The sequence below is a fragment of the Pantoea sp. Seng genome, assembly GCF_009829935.1.
Classification (GTDB): domain Bacteria; phylum Pseudomonadota; class Gammaproteobacteria; order Enterobacterales; family Enterobacteriaceae; genus Pantoea; species Pantoea communis.
The window spans coordinates 130,654-151,279 of the sequence record NZ_SZZV01000010.1 but is presented as its reverse complement, the minus strand read 5'-3'; the positions used below and the strand labels follow the sequence as shown (position 1 = coordinate 151,279).

At 52.2% G+C, this 20,626-nt stretch carries 19 protein-coding genes; 8 read left to right on the top strand and 11 right to left on the bottom strand.

The genetic code is table 11. The features are described 5' to 3' along the window. Positions 1–13: 13 nt before the first annotated feature. Genes minE through minC form a run of 3 tightly spaced genes read right to left on the bottom strand, consistent with a single transcriptional unit; the run spans position 14 to position 1,849 of the window. Positions 14–289 carry a cell division topological specificity factor MinE gene (minE, locus tag FD737_RS12595; protein ID WP_034828741.1) on the bottom strand — a complete coding sequence of 92 codons (276 nt, stop codon included), beginning with the start codon at positions 287–289 and terminating at the stop codon, positions 14–16. 3 nt (positions 290–292) lie between these two features. Continuing rightward, a complete protein-coding gene (minD, locus tag FD737_RS12590; protein WP_034828743.1) occupies positions 293–1,105 on the bottom strand; it encodes a septum site-determining protein MinD in 813 nt (270 codons plus the stop codon). Between the two features lie 33 nt (positions 1,106–1,138). Further along, positions 1,139–1,849 (bottom strand): septum site-determining protein MinC, encoded by a 711-nt coding sequence (gene minC, locus FD737_RS12585; RefSeq protein ID WP_034828744.1) that lies wholly within the window; start codon positions 1,847–1,849, stop codon positions 1,139–1,141. Between the two features lie 153 nt (positions 1,850–2,002). Between minC and FD737_RS12580 the strand changes: the two genes are divergently transcribed. From FD737_RS12580 to FD737_RS12570, 3 genes are all read left to right on the top strand, one after another. Beyond that, positions 2,003–2,278 carry a YcgL domain-containing protein gene (locus FD737_RS12580; protein WP_058959843.1) on the top strand — a complete coding sequence of 92 codons (276 nt, stop codon included), beginning with the start codon at positions 2,003–2,005 and terminating at the stop codon, positions 2,276–2,278. Between the two features lie 267 nt (positions 2,279–2,545). Then, positions 2,546–3,205, top strand: coding sequence for a fumarylacetoacetate hydrolase family protein (locus FD737_RS12575; protein WP_034828748.1), 660 nt, complete (start codon positions 2,546–2,548; stop codon positions 3,203–3,205). 65 nt (positions 3,206–3,270) lie between these two features. Continuing rightward, positions 3,271–3,717 carry a YcgN family cysteine cluster protein gene (locus FD737_RS12570; protein ID WP_038646609.1) on the top strand — a complete coding sequence of 149 codons (447 nt, stop codon included), beginning with the start codon at positions 3,271–3,273 and terminating at the stop codon, positions 3,715–3,717. Positions 3,718–3,756: 39 nt separating this feature from the next. On the opposite strand, the gene dsbB is transcribed toward FD737_RS12570, so the two are convergent. Next, entirely contained in the window at positions 3,757–4,290 is a 534-nt protein-coding gene (gene dsbB, locus FD737_RS12565; protein ID WP_034828752.1) for a disulfide bond formation protein DsbB, read from the bottom strand. A gap of 316 nt (positions 4,291–4,606) precedes the next feature. On the opposite strand from dsbB, the gene fadR reads away from it, so the two are divergent. After that, positions 4,607–5,326 carry a fatty acid metabolism transcriptional regulator FadR gene (gene fadR / locus FD737_RS12560; protein WP_034828755.1) on the top strand — a complete coding sequence of 240 codons (720 nt, stop codon included), beginning with the start codon at positions 4,607–4,609 and terminating at the stop codon, positions 5,324–5,326. A 37-nt stretch (positions 5,327–5,363) separates the two neighbouring features. Here fadR and FD737_RS12555 read toward each other — a convergent pair whose 3' ends face one another. Beyond that, positions 5,364–6,899: a SpoVR family protein gene (locus tag FD737_RS12555; protein ID WP_160833628.1), complete on the bottom strand. Its 1,536-nt coding sequence runs from the start codon at positions 6,897–6,899 to the stop codon at positions 5,364–5,366. A 501-nt stretch (positions 6,900–7,400) separates the two neighbouring features. On the opposite strand from FD737_RS12555, the gene FD737_RS12550 reads away from it, so the two are divergent. Next, on the top strand, positions 7,401–8,702 hold the full coding sequence (locus FD737_RS12550; protein ID WP_160833627.1) for a D-amino acid dehydrogenase: 1,302 nt from the start codon (positions 7,401–7,403) through the stop codon (positions 8,700–8,702). 21 nt (positions 8,703–8,723) lie between these two features. Further along, a complete protein-coding gene (gene dadX, locus FD737_RS12545) occupies positions 8,724–9,794 on the top strand; it encodes a catabolic alanine racemase DadX (RefSeq protein WP_160833626.1) in 1,071 nt (356 codons plus the stop codon). Here dadX and FD737_RS12540 read toward each other — a convergent pair. The 6 genes from FD737_RS12540 to yeaG all read right to left on the bottom strand — a co-directional run bounded on the left by FD737_RS12540 (position 9,787) and on the right by yeaG (position 18,515). After that, positions 9,787–10,980 (bottom strand): multidrug effflux MFS transporter, encoded by a 1,194-nt coding sequence (locus tag FD737_RS12540; RefSeq protein WP_160833625.1) that lies wholly within the window; start codon positions 10,978–10,980, stop codon positions 9,787–9,789. The genes dadX and FD737_RS12540 overlap by 8 nt on opposite strands. Before the next feature lie 118 nt (positions 10,981–11,098). Beyond that, positions 11,099–12,565, bottom strand: coding sequence for an undecaprenyl-phosphate galactose phosphotransferase WbaP (wbaP, locus tag FD737_RS12535; protein ID WP_058959838.1), 1,467 nt, complete (start codon positions 12,563–12,565; stop codon positions 11,099–11,101). A 377-nt stretch (positions 12,566–12,942) separates the two neighbouring features. Beyond that, a complete protein-coding gene (locus FD737_RS12530; RefSeq protein WP_034828766.1) occupies positions 12,943–13,176 on the bottom strand; it encodes a DUF1480 family protein in 234 nt (77 codons plus the stop codon). Positions 13,177–13,253: 77 nt separating this feature from the next. After that, positions 13,254–14,981 carry a potassium/proton antiporter gene (locus tag FD737_RS12525; RefSeq protein WP_038646621.1) on the bottom strand — a complete coding sequence of 576 codons (1,728 nt, stop codon included), beginning with the start codon at positions 14,979–14,981 and terminating at the stop codon, positions 13,254–13,256. 230 nt (positions 14,982–15,211) lie between these two features. Beyond that, positions 15,212–16,489, bottom strand: a complete 1,278-nt coding sequence (locus tag FD737_RS12520; protein WP_034828771.1) for a YeaH/YhbH family protein — start codon at positions 16,487–16,489, stop codon at positions 15,212–15,214. A 91-nt stretch (positions 16,490–16,580) separates the two neighbouring features. Next, positions 16,581–18,515: a protein kinase YeaG gene (yeaG, locus tag FD737_RS12515; RefSeq protein ID WP_034828773.1), complete on the bottom strand. Its 1,935-nt coding sequence runs from the start codon at positions 18,513–18,515 to the stop codon at positions 16,581–16,583. Positions 18,516–18,922: 407 nt separating this feature from the next. Here yeaG and FD737_RS12510 point away from each other — a divergent pair, with 407 nt between their 5' ends. After that, positions 18,923–19,672 carry a MipA/OmpV family protein gene (locus FD737_RS12510; protein WP_058959835.1) on the top strand — a complete coding sequence of 250 codons (750 nt, stop codon included), beginning with the start codon at positions 18,923–18,925 and terminating at the stop codon, positions 19,670–19,672. Positions 19,673–19,756: 84 nt separating this feature from the next. Then, the gene (locus FD737_RS12505) at positions 19,757–20,605 is read left to right on the top strand and encodes an aldo/keto reductase (RefSeq protein WP_097116973.1); all 849 of its coding nucleotides are present in this window, start codon (positions 19,757–19,759) and stop codon (positions 20,603–20,605) included. Positions 20,606–20,626: the final 21 nt, after the last annotated feature.

The following is a 20,626-nucleotide window of genomic DNA, read 5'->3' as shown; positions in this document are numbered from 1 at the left end:
GAACCCGCTACAATCATTTAGGAACGTCTTCCGTCTCCGTCTCCGGCAGTGTGACGTTGAGTTCCAGGATGGAGATATCGTCCCCTTTCTGATCCAGCTGAACGGTCACCATATCCGGGTCAATTTTCACGTACTTACAGATCACTTCCAAAATATCGCGCTTCAGTTGCGGCAGATAATGGGGCTCACTGTCGCCCCTTCTGCGCTCGGCTACGATAATTTGCAGCCTTTCCTTGGCTATGTTGGCTGTGTTCTTCTTACGGGATAAAAAGAAATCTAATAATGCCATTGGTTATCCCCCGAACAGGCGTTTCAGGAAACCCTTCTTCTCTTCTTCAATAAAGCGGAAGGGGCGTTCTTCGCCAAGCAGGCGATCTACGGTATCAGCGTAAGCTTTACCGGCGTCAGAGTTAGCGTCGAGAATGACCGGCTCACCCTGGTTAGAAGCACGAAGTACTGACTGATCTTCCGGGATCACACCCACCAGTGGTATACGCAGAATCTCCAGCACGTCTTCCATGCTCAGCATGTCGCCACGCGTCACGCGGCCTGGATTGTAACGTGTCAGCAGCAGATGCTCTTTCACCGGGTCCTGGCTATTTTCAGCACGACGCGATTTAGAAGAGATAATGCCAAGGATGCGGTCGGAGTCACGCACGGAAGAGACTTCCGGGTTGGTGGTGATAATCGCTTCATCCGCAAAGTACAGTGCCATCAACGCACCGGTTTCGATCCCCGCAGGGGAATCGCATACGATGAAGTCGAACTCCATCGCGGCCAGGTCGTTTAATACTTTTTCCACGCCTTCGCGGGTCAGCGCATCTTTATCACGTGTTTGTGAAGCAGGCAGGATATAGAGTTGCTCCGTGCGCTTGTCACGAATCAGTGCCTGGTTCAGGGTTGCATCGCCCTGGATGACGTTGACGAAGTCATAAACCACACGGCGTTCACAGCCCATGATCAGGTCGAGGTTACGCAGACCGATATCAAAATCGATCACGACAGTTTTCTTGCCCTTCTGCGCTAAACCGGTTGCGATGGCCGCGCTTGACGTGGTCTTGCCAACGCCCCCTTTACCCGATGTAACTACAATGATGCGTGCCATAAATGTTGATTTCCTTAACGAAAGAAAAGGGGCCTAATAAAGTGTCTGAATGGTGAGCGCGCCCTCTTTAAGGCACAGGCGCGCGGCTTTACCAAAAAATTCCGCCGGAATCTGATCCATGATCCAGTATTCCCCGGCAATAGAGACCAACTCGGCTGCGAGGTTGGTACAAAAAATCTGGCTGTCACGTTCGCCACTGGCACCCGCCAGCGCACGACCACGCATCATGCCGTAAATATGAATATTGCCGTCCGCCACCAGTTCGGCACCGGCGCTGACGCTGTTGGTGACGATAAGGTCGGCATTCCGTGCGTAAATTTGTTGGCCTGAGCGCACTGGCGTATTGATGATGCGGGTTTTGCTGGCGGTTTCAGCGACCGGCGCCAGGATTGGCGGGGCTTCTTCAACCACTGGCGCTTCTGCACGCTTGCGATTCTCTTTACCTTCTGACAACACCGGCAAGCCTGCTCGGGCAATCATCTTTTTCAGGGCTTCATCTTTACAACCACTGACACCGACAATGCGCAAACCGGTGGCGATGACCGCCTGCTGCATCTGCTTCCAGTTGATGTCACCGTTCAGTGCTGACACATTGAGCACCACCGGCGCATTCTGCAAAAACGCAGGTGCCTGGTCGATTTTGTCCTGCAGCGCCTGACGAATCACCTCGGGTTGCGAATGGTGCAGATGAACCACTGACAGGGTAAAACTGCTTCCCTTGAATTCGATTGGCGTTTGCGACATCTGTCCTGACTCAGTCCTGTTTTACGACCCTAAGATGTACGTCGATAAAATCGTCATTAACATCAAACGGTCAATATTCGAAGTTCTGCAAGCATGTTATAGTTACTGCTATATTCAGGCAAGTGACGCCACAGGTTAATTCGAGTAAAAAATATGTTTTGTGTGATCTATAGAAGCCCGCAACGTGAACAAACTTATCTTTATGTTGAAAAAAAAGACGATTTTTCGCGCGTTCCGGAAGAACTGCTGCGTGGCTTTGGTAAACCCCAGCTAGCAATGGTGCTATCCCTGGACAAACGCGACAAACTGGCTAATGCAGATATCAATAAAGTTAAGCAAGGTTTGAGCGATCAAGGCTATTATTTACAGATCCCACCACCGGTTGAAAGTCTGCTCAACATTCATCTTGATCAGAGTAAAAAAGTTTAATTCGGATTCATCTGTAAATATTCCCTGTAAAAATCCTCAGTGTTATTTGCATTAATTATTCGCCCGCTTTAAAGCATTATTGCGGGCAATAATTCCAGGTTGTAATCCTGTTTGTTGCGTATGATTAACGACTTTTGACAATTTCCGCCACGTCTGCCGCCATAAAACCGCTAATATAATCCTCCTCAGCTTGCCGCGTTCCGGCACTGAACCTGACCTATCCGCCAGTCAGACTGGCATCAAACACAACTAATGCAGGGGAACAGCATGTATCAGCATCGTAACTGGCAGGGCGCTTTGTTGGATTATCCCGTCAGCAAAGTGGTTTGCGTGGGCAGCAACTATGCGAAGCACATCAAGGAAATGGGCAGTGCCACGCCGACAGAACCGGTGGTGTTTATCAAACCGGAAACGGCGGTGTGCGATCTGCGTCAGCCGCTTTCAATTCCAGCCAACTTCGGCGAAGTGCATCACGAAGTGGAACTGGCGGTGCTGATAGGCTCCACGCTGAAGCAGGCAACGGAAGAGCATGTGGTGAAAGCGATTGCCGGATATGGTGTGGCCCTGGACCTGACGCTGCGTGATGTGCAGGCGGGGCTGAAAAAAGCCGGTCAGCCGTGGGAAAAATCCAAAGGGTTCGATAACTCTTGCCCGCTGTCAGGTTTCATTCCAGTTTCTGAATTCAGCGGCGACCCGCAGGATACTGAACTGAAGCTAGTGGTGAATGGCGAAGTGCGCCAGCATGGCAGCACGGCGGATATGATTCACAAAATCCTGCCGCTGATTGCTTACATGAGCCAGTACTTTACGCTGCGCGCCGGTGACGTGATCCTGACGGGCACCCCGGAAGGTGTCGGGCCAATGCGATCTGGCGATAAACTCGAAATCTCGCTGGCCGGTCACGGAATTACCACCCGCGTACTGTAAAACTTGCATCACCGCACCTAACCCTTTATAAGGTGCGGTCTTATTGCACAACCCGGACCGCGATCATGACTGAACAACCTTTCTGGCAGACAAAACGCCTTGACCAAATGGACGATGCAGAGTGGGAATCACTGTGCGACGGCTGCGGCCAGTGCTGCCTGAATAAGTTGCAGGATGCGGACACCGACGAAATCTACTTCACCAATGTGGCTTGCAATCAGCTGAACATCAAAACCTGCCAGTGCCGTAACTACGAGCGCCGGTTTGAATTTGAAGAGGACTGTATCAAGCTGACGCGTGAAAACCTCACCACCTTTAACTGGTTGCCGCGCACCTGCGCCTATCGTCTGTTAGGCGAAGGCGGGACTTTACCTGCCTGGCATCCATTGGTGGCTGGTTCGAAAAAAGCGATGCATGCGCAGCGTATCTCGGTGCGTTATATCGCGGTACGGGAAAGCGAAGTGCGCGACTGGGAAGATCACATTATCGATCGGCCCGATCGTAACGGTTGACGTGATAACAGGCAGCGAGAGCTGCCTGTTTCGTTTTGATTAGCGGCTAAACAGATCGCGGCGTTTTGGCTTAAACGGCTGGGCAATCAGCACCAGTGCTCCAACCAGCAGATAGGCGGCAAAGATGACGATCATCCATTGTGGCATGCTCCAGGTCAGGAATGTCCAGCTGCGTTCGGCACAATCACCGCTGGCGACAAATACTGATGGCAGCCATTTATCCAACGGCAGCCAGGTCGGGAAGCGTGCGGCAAAGTCACAAGTAACAAACGGATTCGGGTGCAGCTGAATATTCGTATGTTCAATCGAAAGCATTAATCCCTTATAAGCGCTGTAAAGCCAAATCAGGATGGCGGCCCAGCGCAGTGGCAGGGATTTCGGGGCGAACGCGCCAACGATACCTGCGCCCATGACGCCAAACAGCGCACAACGTTCGTAGATACACATCACGCAGGGTTTCAGTCCCATGACGTGTTGAAAGAAGAGTGCAGTCAGTTCAAAAGCCAGTGCTGTCAGAGCCAGTAATAACCATGCCCCGCGTCCTCGTGAGCATTGATTCAAATATCGTAACATATTGCTTATCCTGTAACCATTAATGCTTCGCAGTGTAAACCAAAAGCGTAACCGTGCCAGCCAGGTAAGGGGAAAAAATCATGTACAAAAATGACTTAAGCCTGATCCAGGCCATATAAAGCGCATTTACTGATCAAGCGGAGGTGGCAGAAGGTCCATACCACGCAAACGAGTGCGTTGCCGTCTGACCGGTTAAAAACACCGCTGAATTTTGCGCCAGCGCGCGCTTTTAATCGGTTGTCAGTCTATTTCCGCTATAGCCGCTCTGGTATGATGAGTGCCATTACGACAAAGAAAGCAATGAGAAATAAATGCTATGGTGATTAAGGCGCAAAGCCCCGCAGGATTTGCTGAAGAGTATATTATTGAAAGCATCTGGAACAGTCGCTTTCCGCCGGGGTCTATTCTGCCTGCTGAACGTGAGCTTTCTGAACTGATTGGTGTCACGCGCACCACGCTGCGTGAAGTTTTACAGCGTCTGGCACGCGATGGATGGTTAACCATTCAACATGGTAAACCCACGCGCGTGAATGATTTCTGGGAAACCTCCGGTCTAAACATTCTCGAAACGCTTGCCCGCCTCGATCACGATAGCGTACCGCAGTTGATTGATAATCTGCTGTCGGTGCGTACCAATATCGCGTCGATTTTTATCAGCCGCGCACTGCGCCATCACCCGGACAAAGCGCGCGAGGTGCTGGAAACTGCACTGAGCGAAGAGGATAAAGCAGAAGCCTACACCGAACTGGATTATCGCGTGTTCCGTGGTTTGGCTTTTGCCTCCGGTAACCCGATTTATGGTTTGATCCTGAACGGTTTGAAAGGGCTGTACACCCGCGTGGGGCGCCACTACTTCTCTAATCCCGAGGCGCGTCAGCAGGCTCGTAGCTTCTATCGTCAACTGGCGGATTTGTGCAGTGCGAATCCCACGCAGGACCAGATTGTCGATACGGTACGTGAGTATGGTCGTCGCAGTGGAGAGATCTGGCATAGCATGCAAAAAAGCATGCCCGATGATCTAGCCAGCAAGCGCTAAAAGAAAACCGGACTTAAACAGTCCGGTTTTTTTATATTTACAGTGCGGGTCCACGCGTTGGCGACCGGTCCAGCAGCTCAACGCTGCCATCTTCGTTCTGTTGTTCCAGAATCACATCGAAACCCCACAACCGATGCACATGCTTCAGCACTTCGCGGCGGCTTTTATCCAGCGGCGCACGTTGCTGTGGCACGTAACGTAAGGTCAGCGAACGGTCACCGCGCAGATCCACATTATAGACCTGAATGTTAGGCTCCAGATTGCTCAGGTTGTACTGTGCTGACAGTTGCTGGCGGATGGCACGATAGCCAGCTTCGTCGTGGATCGCGGCAATTTCCAGAAAATTATTGCGATCGTCATCCATTACCGTGAACAGGCGGAAGTCGCGCATCACTTTGGGTGACAGGAACTGGCTGATGAAACTCTCATCTTTAAACTCGCGCATGGCAAAGTGCAGCGTTTTTAGCCAGTCGGAACCCGCAATGTCCGGGAACCAGTAGCGATCCTCTTCCGTCGGTGACTGGCAGATACGCTTGATATCCTGGAACATGGCGAAGCCCAAAGCATAAGGGTTTATGCCGTTATACCACTGGCTGTTATACGGTGGCTGATACACCACATTGGTGTGGCTGTGCAGGAACTCCATCATAAAGCGTTCCGACACTTTCCCTTCGTCGTAGAGATGGTTGAGGATGGTGTAATGCCAGAACGTCGCCCAGCCTTCATTCATCACCTGCGTCTGTTTCTGCGGGTAGAAATACTGGCTGACCTTACGCACGATGCGCAGCACCTCACGTTGCCAGGACTCCAGCAGCGGGGCGTTTTTTTCCATAAAGTAGAGCAAGTTTTCCTGCGGTTCCGAAGGATAGCGCGCCGCTTCCACGTGCACAGACTCCTTCTCTTTACGCGGCAGGGTGCGCCATAGGGTATTTACCTGGCTCTGCAGATACTCTTCACGGCTTTTTTGCCGCGCTTTCTCTTCCTGCAGCGAGATCTTTTGCGGACGTTTGTAGCGATCCACACCGTAGTTCATCAGCGCATGACAGGAGTCGAGCAGGCGTTCCACCTCTTCCACGCCATATCGCTCTTCGCAATCAGTGATGTAGTTACGCGCGAATAACAGGTAATCGACGATAGAACTGGCATCGGTCCAGCTGCGGAATAAATAGTTATTTTTAAAGTTAGAGTTGTGCCCATAGCACGCGTGCGCCATCACCAGCGCCTGCATGGTCATGGTGTTCTCTTCCATTAGATAGGCAATACAAGGATTGGAGTTGATGACGATCTCGTACGCTAAGCCCTGCTGGCCATGTTTATAGCGTTGTTCGGTTTCAATGAATTTTTTACCGAACGACCAGTGGGCATAGTTAATCGGCATACCCACGCTGGAGTAGGCATCCATCATTTGTTCGGAGGTGATGACTTCGATTTGATGCGGATAGGTATCAAGCCCGTAGCTTTTCGCTACACGGTCAATTTCTGCCAGATAAACATCAAGCAGTTCGAAGGTCCAGTCGGGTCCATCACTGAGTCGTTTACTGCTCCGGGTTGGCTCGTCAAAGATTGTCGTCATAGCGCACCTCTGTTTTGCAAGCGGCAGGCAACGGATTGTCACCTGTCACGATCGTTTAAGGCTTCATCCTGAGAAAGACAGCCCAATAAAACTGAGCGAACACTTCAATGATAGTCCACTGTCGCTTATCCGAAACCGGAACTCAATCGAATTCTTTTGGCAGAAAATCATTCAAAAATCGACGCTTAAGTCATTACTAATGACAACTGTTGGTTTTAGATTAATTGGCAGAATAAAACTCTGTTTATAAGTGCATTATATGACTGCGGCGCTTTCTCCTGAAAAAAGAGAAAAGCACTGCCCTGCGCATAATAAATTGCTGGTTAATGGTTTTATGGCATAAAAAATCCTGATTTTTGCACTACCTCATGATTTCTGTGTGCAGGAAGGTGAAAAACATGTGAAATATGTCTGTCGAATGTAAGATAAGAAGTGCTGCCTGGTTATGCTGATTCGGGCAGCATTCATAGTTGATTATGCTTTTGCCGCGGCGAGGGGCTTATGCGCGTAGTGATTCTTGGAAGTGGTGTCGTGGGAGTGGCGAGTGCCTGGTATTTGGCGCAAGCTGGACATGAGGTGACGGTCATCGATCGCCAGCCGGGGGCTGCGCTGGAAACCAGTGCCGGTAACGCTGGCCAGATCTCTCCAGGTTATGCGGCGCCCTGGGCGGCACCGGGCGTGCCACTGAAAGCGATAAAATGGATGTTCCAGCGCCACGCGCCATTGGCCGTCCGCCTCGATGGCAGCAAGTTCCAGCTGGAATGGATGTGGAACATGCTGCGTAACTGTGACATGCGCCATTATCAGGAAAACAAAGGACGCATGGTGCGTATCGCTGAATACAGTCGTGATTGCCTGAAAGCATTGCGCGCCTCGACCGGTATCGCCTATGAAGGCCGGCAGGGCGGTACTTTGCAACTGTTCCGTACCCAGCAGCAGTTTGACAGCGCCAGCAAAGATATCGCCGTGCTGAAAGAAGCCGGTGTGCCTTATGAACTGCTGGAAGCACATCAGCTCCACAGCGTTGAACCGGCGCTGGCCACGACAGCGCACAAGCTGACGGGCGGACTGCGTCTACCGAACGATGAGACCGGAGACTGCCAGTTGTTTACGCAGCGTCTGGCCGAGATGGCGGCGGCTGCGGGCGTCACCTTCCGCTACGACACTCAGGTTGATCAACTGCTGCGTGAAGGCAATCGCATTTACGGTGTGAAGTGTGGTGATGAGGTGGTTAAAGCGGATGCCTATGTGGTGGCCTTTGGTTCCTACTCGACCGCGTTGCTGAAAGATATCGTCTCAATTCCGGTTTATCCGCTAAAAGGCTATTCCCTCACCATTCCGATTAAGAATCCCGACGCTGCACCGGTGTCCACCATCCTCGATGAGACCTACAAAGTGGCGGTCACGCGCTTTGACGATCGCATCCGCGTGGGCGGCATGGCGGAAATTGTTGGTTTTAACACCAAACTGACGCCTGCACGACGTGAAACGCTGGAGATGGTGGTCAGCGATCTCTATCCTGAAGGCGGTTTTGTTGAACAGGCCACGTTCTGGACGGGACTACGTCCGATGACACCGGATGGCACGCCGATTGTCGGGCGTACGCCGCTGTCCAATCTCTATCTCAACACCGGTCACGGAACGCTGGGATGGACCATGGCCTGTGGTTCCGGTCAGCTATTGGCTGATTTGATTTCCGGTCAGAAACCGGCGATTGCCGCAGACGATTTGTCAGTGCTGCGCTACCTGCCAGGTTTCGAACCCCATTCGTCGCCGTTGCGTAACGCTAACGCGGCGCGTTGAGACCTCAGGGAGAGCACAAGCATGTCACGTCCTACTGGCGCCACCATTAACCAACAGGCGCTGCGCCACAATCTGGCGATTGTACGGCAGGCTGCACCACAGTCGCGGGTTTGGTCAGTGGTCAAAGCCAATGCTTACGGGCACGGAATCGCGCGTGTCTGGCAAAGCCTGGCGGAGACCGATGGTTTCGCGCTGTTGAATATGGAAGAAGCGATTCTGTTGCGTGAGCAGGGTTGGAAAAAACCGATTCTGTTGCTGGAAGGTTTCTTCCATGCTGAAGATTTAATGTTGATCGATCGTTATCGCATGACCACCAGCGTGCACAGCAACTGGCAGATTCAGGCGCTGGCCAAAGCTTCACTTTCTGCACCGGTTGATATCTATCTGAAGATGAACAGCGGCATGAATCGGCTGGGTTTCCGTCCGGAACAGGTGCAGGCGGCGTGGCAGAAACTGCGTGCGCTCCCTAACGTCGGTGAGATGACGCTGATGGCGCATTTTGCGGACGCGGAAAACCCGGAAGGACTTATCGAACCGATGAAGCGCGTTGAACTGGCCGCCGAAGGTTTGGATTGCCCGCGTTCGCTCTCCAACTCTGCCGCCACGTTGTGGCATCCTGAAGCGCACTTTGACTGGGTGCGTCCGGGGATCATTCTCTATGGCGCATCGCCAAGTGGGAATTGGCAGGATATTGCCAGCAGCGGCTTGCAACCTGTGATGACGCTGAACAGTGAAATCATTGGAGTGCAGCAGCTCAGTGCCGGTGACGGTGTGGGCTATGGCTATCGCTATCATGCATCGGGCGCACAGCGCATTGGTATTGTGGCCTGCGGCTATGCAGATGGCTATCCACGCCATGCGCCAACCGGCACGCCAGTGAGCGTCGACGGTATTCGCACCCAGACGCTGGGCGCGATCTCCATGGATATGATGATGATTGACCTCGAACCTTGTCCGCAGGCCGGGATTGGTTCCAAAGTGGAACTGTGGGGCAATCAGGTGAAAATCGATGAGGTGGCGAAAGCCGCCGGCACGGTGGGTTACGAGCTGATGTGTGCGCTCGCGCCCCGTGTGCCGGTTGAGGTTATTTAAGCGCGGTAACGCTTCCGTGCATCTTCTTACTGCAGCGCCAGGCGATCAAGGCCAGCGCTGCACCTAAAAGCATCATTAAGGCCAGTGAGGATTTCTCGGCGACCGGTAACGCGACAATCATCAGGCTGCCACCTGCGCCGCACGCCATCTGAATAAACCCCTGCAATGCCGCGGCAACGCCGGCCTGCTGCTGATACGGCTCTAATGCGTAGCTGGTGGCGGGGCCAACGGTAAAGGCCAGTCCCGCAACCGACACCGCCACTGGAATCATATACAGCGCCCAGTGTGTCTGCCATACGGCAGGCAACAGCGTCATTCCCGCCAGCAGCAGAATGGCACCCAGCAGCATGGTGACGAAGCCCATCGCCAGGCAGAACGGGCGTCCGGCTTTACGGATAGTCTTATTCACAAACGCACTGACCAGCATGATCCAAAAGCCGTTGGCACCAAAGGCAAAGGAGAATTGCAGGGGCGTCAGACCCCCTTCCGTCATCAGCACGTGGGGTGCCAGTGACACATAAGTCAGCACCATGCCGAGCGCACCCGCATTGGCAAAGGCGAAGGCAAGAAAACGCGGTTCACGTGCAATCGCCGCGTACTGCGCCAGCGGTAATCCTTTAACTCGTAGCGTATCGGCAGGACGGGTTTCCGGCAGGCAGAACACCACAATCAAACCAATCACGGCAGCATAGCCACACAGGAACCAGAAGGGCGCACGCCAGCCGTAGGCTTCAGCAAGGATGCCGCCCAGCAGTGGCGCCAGTGCCGGCACAATATTCAGTGCACCATTAAGGAAACCATAGGCGCGTGCGGCTTCATCACCGCTTAAACGATCGCGCACGCCACTGAAGGCCACCACAGCACTGCAACACACCGCACAGCCCTGGATCAAACGGGCAAGGAAGAACACCGGCCATACGGTGGCGGTCGCAGCCACGGCGCTACCAACGATATAGAGTGCCAGGCCAATCAGCGCAATCGGCTTGCGGCCAAAATTATCCACCAAAGGTCCGGTTACCAGTTGGCCGATGCCCATCACCAGTAAGAACAGCGGAATGGTAATCTGAATCAAACTGACCGGGCTGTTCAGGCCTTCAGCGATTTGCGGCAGAGTGGGAAGGTAAAGATCGATGCCGAGCGGTGCCAGCAGCACCAGGCTTAAAAGCAGCAGGGTAAATTTTTGCATCTGAAACCAGAAACGTCCTGTTAAACAAGCGGGAAGGGTAATGACTTAGCCGGGAAAAAGAAAGGAATAAAAAAGCGATGTCTGCTGGACCAACACAGACATCGCGTCGAGGGTAGGATCAGTAAGCGCCGTCACGGCGTAACACTACGCCTGCGGTTTTGAACAGAATGGCAATATCGGTCCACAACGCCCAGTTCTTCACATACCAGGAATCGAAATAGACGCGGGTGTCGTAGTCTATGTCGTTACGACCACTCACCTGCCACAGACCCGTCATGCCCGGTTTCGCCATCAGGTAATAATCGACATCCCCTGCGTAACGTTCCAGCTCAGCTTCGATAACCGGACGTGGTCCCACCAGACTCATCTCACCACGAATCACATTCCACAACTGCGGCAATTCGTCGAGACTGGTTTTACGCAGGAAGCCGCCAATTTTGGTGATGCGTGGATCGTTCTTCAGTTTGAAATCACGATCCCATTCGGCACGCGCTTCTTCACTGGTAGCCAGCAGGTTTTGCAATACTTCCTGGGAGTTAGTGACCATCGAACGGAACTTCAGGCATTTAAACTTCACACCGTCTTGCCCAACGCGTTCATGTCCATAAATGGCATTGCCGCCATCACGTTTCACCATCGCACACAGCAGACCAAATACCGGGGCAAGGAACAGCAGCAACAGTGATGCCACCACGATATCGAAAGTACGCTTGAGGAAGCGGGATGAGCGTTTCGCCAGATTGTTGCTGACGCGTAGGATCATCACTTCGTGGCTGAAGATGAATGACATATCCGTACCGTAAAGCGGCACGCCGCGCAGGGTTGGGATCACGGAGATCGAGCGGCACTTCATTTTGGACAGGAACTTCAGCCATTTATCGCGCACCACCTGTTGTTCAAACTCAGTGGCGACGATGAATTGCGTGTTGTCGCGATCCATCGTTTGCCAGTTGATGTCTTTCCAGGTGATCACGGGTACACCATTCACGTTCTCAGGGTGGTGCTCATCTTCCAGTGAGATAAAAGCCTGGACGTTGTAGCCGAGGATTTCCTCACTCTGCAGGGCTGCATAAGCTTCCATGGCATTCTTGCCTGAACCAATGATGATGGTCTCTTTCTGCCACTGACCTGCGCGGTTAATGGCACGCTTGACCACCGCACGCATCAGCGGCAGCAGTAGCAGTGCGTAAGTCCAGCTAAACACCCAAACCATGCGCGAAAAATCCCACTTGGAGAAGGCAATCAGCGCCAAATCCAGCAGCGAGAAGACGAACAGGGTTTTAACAATCTCTTTTAACTCGAACCAGAACGGTTTGCGGTAAGTGTAATGACGCATGCGCACCCAAAACCACGCGGTGCAAAGTACAGAAAGCCCTAATTGAGCGATGAAGCGGTACTCAATCTGCTGCGGCGGAATAAAGGTGTCCAGTTCTCCCCAAATACCCTGAACGGTTGCTGCAGATAAAAACAAAGCCAGATTCAGAGCAATTAAATCCGAAAAGCTTAAAGCGACTTTTGCGATGAGATTTTTACGCAATCCGCTCCACGAGCGGGTTGCATCATTCATTACCAATGTACTTGCCATAAAACCTGCTCTCTTTTCTTAAGTAAAAGATGGCCTGACCAGAATCAAGTACGCGCTCAGGAGTTGTCCACCGAAAATAAAAAGAAATGATTTTTCAGTGCGATATAAGTCAATGCTGCCATAAGCGCTGCATGGAAAGGGCCGTTTGAGACGTGATGTACGTCACGAAAAGCTGCAGCAACGTTTAAGAGTATGCAGGAGTTATTTGACAGAGTTAATATGGAAATAGTCTTAAAAGGAAATAAATGCTGCGTGAAATAGTGAGTTAGCTAATTGAAATACAAGGTTAAAACCAAAAAAAACACAGATAGAACGCTTCATTTTAAGACTGCTTTTAGGAATGACCGCCATACGAAGCGGATGGCGGCGGGGGTACATCAGGCGGGTTTTTTTAATACCCAGCGGTCTTGTTGCTTGTCATAGTGTCCGATCTGCAGATCGACGGGCTCGCCATCAATCCACGCCGGCACGCTGGTTTCATGATCCCAGCCATCGAGTTGGTAACTCAGGCCGGGGTTGGTATTGCAGGGAATGCTGATGGTATCGAGCTTTTCAGCATTCAGTTCTGCATCAACGATCTCGTAACGACCAATCTTTACCACGTGTCCCATGCGCTTCTCCCGTTTGTGCTGGGTGGAACAGTGATCATAGTCGCTCACGCGCAGTTTTGGCGTATTCGCGGTTAGGATTACTCCTTGTCTTCCATGACACGTACGCCAATTTTAACGATTTGGTTGTCCTCTTTCTCTGCCACGGTCCAGGTCAATTGGTTCCACTCCACCTGATCGCCCACCACCGGTGTACTGCCCAGCAGGCCCATCACCAGTTGACCGAGGGATTGCTGATCGTTGGTGGTTTCATCGAGTTCCAGCCCATAAATTTGCGCCACATCGCGTAAACGTGCCTCGGCATCCAGAATGAAGTCACCAAAGAAGCGTTGATCGAGCGCGACGGGTGGAGACTGACTGAACATTTTACCCAAAGCGGGCAAATCACGTTCACGTCCAATCACACATAGCACATCGCCCTCTTTAAGGCGCGTGCTACCGTTGGGATGCATCAGCGCGTTATCGCGGAACAGGGCCGCGATGCGCGTTTCGCGTGGCATCTGCAAATCACGCAGCGCGGCTCCAATACACCATTTATCAGCACTAAGTTGGTAAACAAACTGCTCCCAGGGGTTTTCAGGGTGGATGTCCAGTCCGACGCGGCTGATAGGTGATGCAGTAGGGGGAACCACAACTTTGGCGCGTTTGGCCGCATAGCCCAGTGAGGTGCCCTGCAGCATCAACGACACGAGAACCACGAAGAAGGCGATGTTGAAGTAGAGCTTGGCGTTTTCCAGCCCGGCCATCATCGGGAACACCGCGAGGATGATGGGTACTGCGCCACGCAGGCCAACCCAACTGATAAAGATGCGTTCGCGGCCGGTAAAACCTTTAAATGGCAACAGGCCCACCAGAATTGAAAGCGGACGCGCCACCAAAATCAGCCAGAGAGATAAAATCATGGCAGGAACGGCGATATGCCACAAATCAGATGGCGTCACCAGTAAGCCGAGCACGATAAACATACCGATCTGACTCAACCACGCCATACCATCGAAGGTTTGCAGAATACCGTGACGGTTGCGAATCGGGCTGTTACCCAGCAGATAGCCACACAGGTAAACCGCCAGAATACCGCTGCCTTCCATCACCGTGGTCAGTGCAAACACAATGATGCCGCCACTTAACGCCAGCAGGGGATAGAGACCTTGCGCCAGATTGATACGGTTAATCAGTTGCTGTAGTGCCCAGCCGCCGCCCAGCCCCAGTACAATACCGAGACCGAACTGTTGCACCAGATGTACCACAAACATCCAGCTTAAGCCTGACTGGCCTTGCTGGATCATGTCAATCAGCGTGATGGTCAGGAATACCGCCATGGGATCGTTACTGCCGGATTCAATTTCCAGCGTGGAGCTGACACGTTCGTTAAGCCCTTTATCCCCCAGCAGCGAGAAGACGGCGGCGGCATCGGTGGAACCGATAATCGCGCCAATCAGGAAACCTTGCATCAAATCGAGTTTAAAGAGCCAGGCTGCAGCCAAACCGGTTAAACCGGCGGTTATCATCACACCGACCGTGGCGAGTGATAATGCAGGCCCCAGCGCCACCTTGAATGAGCTGGCTTTGGTGCGCATGCCGCCATCCAGCAAAATAATCGCCAGCGCGAGGTTAGAAACCAGATACGCCACCGGGTAGTTGTCAAAAGCGATGCCGCCAATCCCATCAACGCCAGTCAACATGCCTAACGCAAGGAAGATCACCAGAATAGGGATGCCAAGCCGTGACGAGAATGAACTCAGAAGAATACTTGCTGCGACCAGCACGGAACCAATAATAAACAAACTGTAAATCATGCTGGCATTCAACGGCGTTCTCCTGCGGTACGAGCGAAAAAGACAAACTGCGGGGAATTCACACAGACAAGGTGAAAAGATAATGCCTTATCAATAGCTTGTCAGCGCTTAATTGCATATTTTTTCAATCTGCGGATCGCTATCCCATAGATCGTTAAAATTGTGTGAAAAATCAGCGGGGATTTCAGGCGAATGAGCGGTGGCGCGGAAAAGAAAAAGCCGGTCAATGACCGGCTTGATGTTCAGGCTTCTGCCACCTGTTTGTGGAAAAGTTCTCTAAATACTGGGTAAATGTCTTCTGGCTCGCGGATGTGCTGAATCGCGAAGTTATCAAACATGGCTTGCAGATGTTCATACTCACGCCACAGCGTCTGGTGCGCACGGCGCGTGATTTCAATGTAGCTGTAATAACGTACAACCGGCAAAATATGTTTGGCCAGAATCTCATGACATAACGGAGAGTCATCCGCCCAGTTGTCACCATCAGAGGCCTGTGCCGCATATATATTCCACTGCGCAGGGTCATAGCGCTCTTTAACCACTTCATCCATTAACTTCAATGCGCTAGAGACAATGGTGCCGCCGGTTTCCTGCGAGTAGAAGAACTCCTGCTCGTCGACTTCTTTCGCCTGCGTATGGTGACGGATATACACCACCTCCACATTTTTATAGGTTCGGCTCAGGAACAGATAGAGCAGAATATAAAAACGCTTCGCCATGTCTTTCGTGGCTTGGTCCATGGAACCGGAAACATCCATCAGGCAGAACATCACCGCCTGGCTGGAAGGCTCAGGGCGCTTCTCAAAGTTTTTGTAGCGTAAGTCGAAGGTATCAATAAAGGGTACGCGTTCAATGCGTGCCCGCAGTTCGGCAATCTCTTTGCGCAGCCGCTCCTCTTCCAGCAACTGAGCCGGTTCACTGTTCTCCACTTCCGTCAGCGTGGCTTCCAGTTCGTGCAGCATACGGCGTTTACCGGCGGTCATGGCAGTACGACGCGCCAGTGAATTTTGTAGCGAACGCACCACACTGATGTTGGCCGGTACCCCATTTGAGGTGAAGCCCGCGCGGTGCGTTTTATATTCGTTCAATTGGCGATGCTGATTTTTACGCAGATTTGGCAGGGCAAGATCTTCAAACAGCAAATCAAGATATTCATCTTTCGATATCTGGAAGACAAACTCATCCTGACCTTCACCGTCCTGACTGGCGTTGCCCTGACCGCTGCCACCGCCACCACCGCCCCCTTGTGGGCGCTCAATGCGGTCGTTCTGGACGAAATGATCGTTCCCCGGATGCACGCGATGGCGACTGCCGCCGCGTCCCTGATGGAAAATGGGCTCATTGATGTCATCGATAGGAATCGAGACAGATTCGCCGCTCTCCACGTCGGTGACCGACCGCTTGTTGATGGCCTCGGAGATCGACTGCTTGATTTGCGACTTGTAACGGCGCAGGAAACGCTGCCGATTGACCGCGCTCTTGTTTTTACCGTTCAGACGCCGATCGATAAAATAGGCCATACATATCCCCCAAACTACAGTGTAAGCCAGGCCGGAACCACTCCGGCCTCCTGTTGCGGCGTCGCGGCGCCGCGTAGCTTACAGGTAACGATTAAGACGATTTACGCACGCGCAGATACCATTCGCACAGCAAGCGTACCTGCTTGCGGGTATAGCCTTTCTCCATCATGCGATCGACAAAATCATCGTGTTTTTTCTGTTCGTCCGTTGAGGTCTTGGTATTAAACGAAATCACCGGCAGCAACTCTTCGGTATTGGAGAACATTTTCTTCTCAATAACCGTGCGCAGTTTTTCGTAGCTGGTCCAGTTGGGATTACGTCCACTATTTTGCGCCCGGGCACGCAGCACAAAGTTGACGATCTCGTTACGGAAATCTTTCGGGTTACTGATCCCGGCAGGTTTCTCGATTTTTTCCAGCTCGGCGTTCAATGATTCACGATCAAACAACTGTCCGGTATCGGGATCACGGTATTCCTGATCCTGAATCCAGAAGTCGGCGTAGGTTACGTAGCGGTCGAAGATGTTCTGGCCGTATTCTGAATAAGACTCCAGATAGGCGGTCTGAATCTCTTTGCCAATAAACTCCGCGTATTTCGGAATCAGATAACCTTTCAGGTGCTCAAGGTATTTCTCTGCCAGATCCTGCGGGAACTGCTCGCGCTCAATTTGTTGCTCCAGTACGTAGAACAGATGTACCGGGTTGGCCGCCACTTCGGCATGGTCAAAGTTGAACACGCGCGACAGAATCTTGAACGCGAAACGGGTCGAAAGGCCGTTCATGCCCTCATCCACGCCAGCGTAGTCATGATACTCCTGCCATGATTTCGCTTTTGGATCGGTATCTTTCAGGCTTTCACCATCATAGACGCGCATTTTTGAATAGATGCTGGAGTTTTCCGGCTCTTTCAAACGCGACAGGATAGAGAAGCGCGCTAAGGTCTCCAGCGTGCCTGGTGCACATGGCGCCGTCGTCAGCTCACTGTGATTAAGCAGTTTGTCGTAGATTTTGATCTCTTCCGACACTCGCAGGCAGTAAGGCACTTTGACGATGTAAACACGGTCCAGGAACGCTTCGTTGTTCTTGTTGTTACGGAAAGTCACCCATTCTGACTCGTTGGAGTGCGCCAGAATGATGCCGTTAAACGGCAGGGCAGAGATCCCTTCAGTACCGTTGTAGTTACCTTCCTGAGTGGCGGTCAGCAATGGATGCAGCACTTTAATCGGTGCCTTAAACATCTCGACGAATTCCATGATGCCCTGGTTCGCGCGGCAGAGTGCGCCCGAGTAACCGTAAGCGTCGGGATCATTCTGCGCGTGGTTTTCCAGTTTGCGGATATCCACCTTACCGACCAATGCAGAGATATCCTGGTTGTTCTCATCACCCGGTTCCGTTTTGGCGATGGCCACTTGTTCCAGGATAGAAGGCCAGACTTTGACAACTTTAAAGCGGGTAATATCGCCGCCGAAGTCATGCAGGCGTTTTGCTGCCCACGGCGACATGATGGTGCCCAGGTAACGCCGCGGCACGCCATACTCTTTCTCAAGAATATTGGCGTCTTCCTGCGGGTTGAACAGGCATAGAGGATGATCGTTGACCGGGCTGCGTTCGCCATCAGCGCTCAGCACGTAGATCGGTACGCGTTGCATCAGGGCTTTCAAACGCTCAGCAAGTGACGATTTACCGCCACCGACCGGCCCCAGCAAGTAGAGAATCTGTTTCTTCTCTTCCAGGCCTTGCGCAGCGTGTTTCAGGTAGGAGACGATTTGTTCAATCGCTTCCTCCATACCATAAAACTCTTCGAAGGCGGGATAGCGTCCCATGACGCGGTTAGAGAAGATTCTGGAAAGGCGTGGCTCCTGCGCCGTGTCAACCATCACCGGCTCACCGATAGCCATCAATAGTCGCTCTGCAGCGTTGGCGTATGCACTGCGATCCTGCTTACAGATCGCGAGAAATTCCTGCAGTGTGAACTCTTCGTCCTTGGCAGCTTCATAACGCTGACGATAGTGATCGAATATATTCATAGCGATGCCCGTCCTTTCGTTTTTAGCACAGGTAAAGGAGCGAAATTAGATACGTTTGCAGCTCCCGGAAGATATTCTTTATTGAGTACAGCAACCCTTATGCCAACCTGACGTTTTTTTATCGGGATACACAATTCTTATGGTTACTCTGCTCGTACAAAAAGTCTCGGCTTACTTTTAACTGTAGAAGGCATTCAGAAAATCTGCCGCCACTTTTCTCCTTATTTAGCGATATATCAATAACAAAGTCTCATAAGCACTAAGGCATTCCGTTTGCAGGTCTACCACTGCAGCCTGCTTCAGACTATTCCGCAAGGGTGATAAACATCCCTGATTTAACGTTAACCCAGCGCGAAATTTTAGTTAGACTCTGCGTGTGATTGTTATATTAATGGACTGATTAAATTGTGAACCAATTCAAACTTAAAGCGCTTGCTTGTGTTGTTCCTTGTTATTTTGCGGCGTTCAGCACTCATGCAGAACCCTTATCTCTCGGGGCTTCGGTTATTTATGCCCAGTCACCTTATCGCGGTGGACAGGACCGATACATCCCCATCCCGGTCATCAATTATGAAGGCGAAAACTTCTGGTTCCGTAGCTTGCAGGGCGGCTACTACCTGTGGAAAGACCAGCAGGATCAACTGTCATTAACCCTGTTGGGTTCACCGCAACAGTATGATCCCAAGGATAACGATCTGGGTGACATGAAGGCTCTGGATAAGCGCCGGATGACTCTGATGGCAGGTGCCACCTATCGCCATGTTGCCGATTGGGGTATCGTGCGTACCGCTCTGCTGGGCGATGTGCTGAACAACAGTAATGGCATCATCTGGGATCTTACCTATCTGTATCGCTTCGATTTTGGCGCGTTCAGCCTGACGCCAGGCATCGGTGCAATGTGGAACAGCGCCAATCAAAACCGCTACTACTATGGCGTATCTTCGCACGAAAGCGCGCGGACAGGTATTGCTGAATATCAACCGGATGACAGCTGGTCTCCTTATGTGGAAATGAATGCCAGCTACCAGATTAGCGATAGCTGGAATGCCAGTTTGTCCGGGCGTTACACCCGCTTTGATAGCGAAATCAAAGACAGTCCAATGGTGGACAAAAGTGGTCAGTTCACTCTCTGGACCGGCATCAGCTACAGCTTCTAATGGTTTTACATGGCGCCTCGTAATGAGGCGTTTTTATTACATTGCACCAATAACGCGCCCCATCATGGCGCATCAGGAGGCGTAATGAAGACGATTCAATTCCGTGGAGAATCAACTTTACCCGCTATTGGGCAAGGAACCTGGTATATGGGGGAGAATGCAGCGCTGCGTCGTCAGGAAGTCTCGGCGTTACAGGCTGGATTGGATCTGGGGCTGAGACTGATTGATACCGCAGAAATGTACGCCGAAGGCGGGGCGGAAGAGGTGGTGGGCGAAGCGCTACGCGGACGCCGCCATCAGGCCTGGCTGGTGTCAAAAGTCTATCCGTGGAATGCTGGGGAAGTGGATGCGATAGAGGCCTGCGAGCGCAGCTTACAGCGCTTAGAGACCGATTATCTTGATCTTTATTTACTGCACTGGCGTGGCAATGTGCCACTGGAAGAGACCATTCGCGCCATGGAAACCTTACAGCAGCAGGGAAAAATTCGGCATTGGGGGGTATCCAATTTCGACACGGACGATCTGCATGAACTGTGGAGTGAGACGGGCGGTGAAAACTGCGCTACCAATCAAGTGCTATATCACCTGGCATCACGAGGAATCGAATACGATTTGTTAGCGGCATGCCAGCAGCGTGATATGCCGATCATGGCGTATTGCCCTCTGGCACAGGCGGGACGTTTGCGTCAGTCACTGTTTGAAGATCCCCATTTGCACCAAATTGCACAACAGAAGAGCATCAGCGTGGCGCAATTGCTGCTCGCGTGGGTGATTCGTCGGCCAGGCGTGATCGCCATTCCCAAGGCCAGCAGCCAACAACACGTGGCGGAAAATGCGGCTGCGTTAGACCTGCATTTGAGTGTTGAAGAGTTGGCGGTCATTGACCGGGCGTTTCCAGCACCGCAACATAAAACGGGCTTAGACGTGGTATAGCGGCGCATCTGCGCCGCAAAC

Coding starts and splice junctions, on each gene's coding strand:
- wbaP (WP_058959838.1), bottom strand. CDS start 12,565: ATGGCAAGTACATTGGTAATGAATGATGCAACCCGCTCGTGGAGCGGA.
- minD (WP_034828743.1), bottom strand. CDS start 1,105: ATGGCACGCATCATTGTAGTTACATCGGGTAAAGGGGGCGTTGGCAAG.
- FD737_RS12505 (WP_097116973.1), top strand. CDS start 19,757: ATGAAGACGATTCAATTCCGTGGAGAATCAACTTTACCCGCTATTGGG.
- FD737_RS12530 (WP_034828766.1), bottom strand. CDS start 13,176: ATGGGACACGTGGTAAAGATTGGTCGTTACGAGATCGTTGATGCAGAA.
- FD737_RS12570 (WP_038646609.1), top strand. CDS start 3,271: ATGACTGAACAACCTTTCTGGCAGACAAAACGCCTTGACCAAATGGAC.
- FD737_RS12555 (WP_160833628.1), bottom strand. CDS start 6,899: ATGACGACAATCTTTGACGAGCCAACCCGGAGCAGTAAACGACTCAGT.
- FD737_RS12580 (WP_058959843.1), top strand. CDS start 2,003: ATGTTTTGTGTGATCTATAGAAGCCCGCAACGTGAACAAACTTATCTT.
- FD737_RS12520 (WP_034828771.1), bottom strand. CDS start 16,489: ATGGCCTATTTTATCGATCGGCGTCTGAACGGTAAAAACAAGAGCGCG.
- yeaG (WP_034828773.1), bottom strand. CDS start 18,515: ATGAATATATTCGATCACTATCGTCAGCGTTATGAAGCTGCCAAGGAC.
- minE (WP_034828741.1), bottom strand. CDS start 289: ATGGCATTATTAGATTTCTTTTTATCCCGTAAGAAGAACACAGCCAAC.
- dadX (WP_160833626.1), top strand. CDS start 8,724: ATGTCACGTCCTACTGGCGCCACCATTAACCAACAGGCGCTGCGCCAC.
- dsbB (WP_034828752.1), bottom strand. CDS start 4,290: ATGTTACGATATTTGAATCAATGCTCACGAGGACGCGGGGCATGGTTA.
- fadR (WP_034828755.1), top strand. CDS start 4,607: ATGGTGATTAAGGCGCAAAGCCCCGCAGGATTTGCTGAAGAGTATATT.
- FD737_RS12550 (WP_160833627.1), top strand. CDS start 7,401: ATGCGCGTAGTGATTCTTGGAAGTGGTGTCGTGGGAGTGGCGAGTGCC.
- FD737_RS12540 (WP_160833625.1), bottom strand. CDS start 10,980: ATGCAAAAATTTACCCTGCTGCTTTTAAGCCTGGTGCTGCTGGCACCG.
- FD737_RS12575 (WP_034828748.1), top strand. CDS start 2,546: ATGTATCAGCATCGTAACTGGCAGGGCGCTTTGTTGGATTATCCCGTC.
- minC (WP_034828744.1), bottom strand. CDS start 1,849: ATGTCGCAAACGCCAATCGAATTCAAGGGAAGCAGTTTTACCCTGTCA.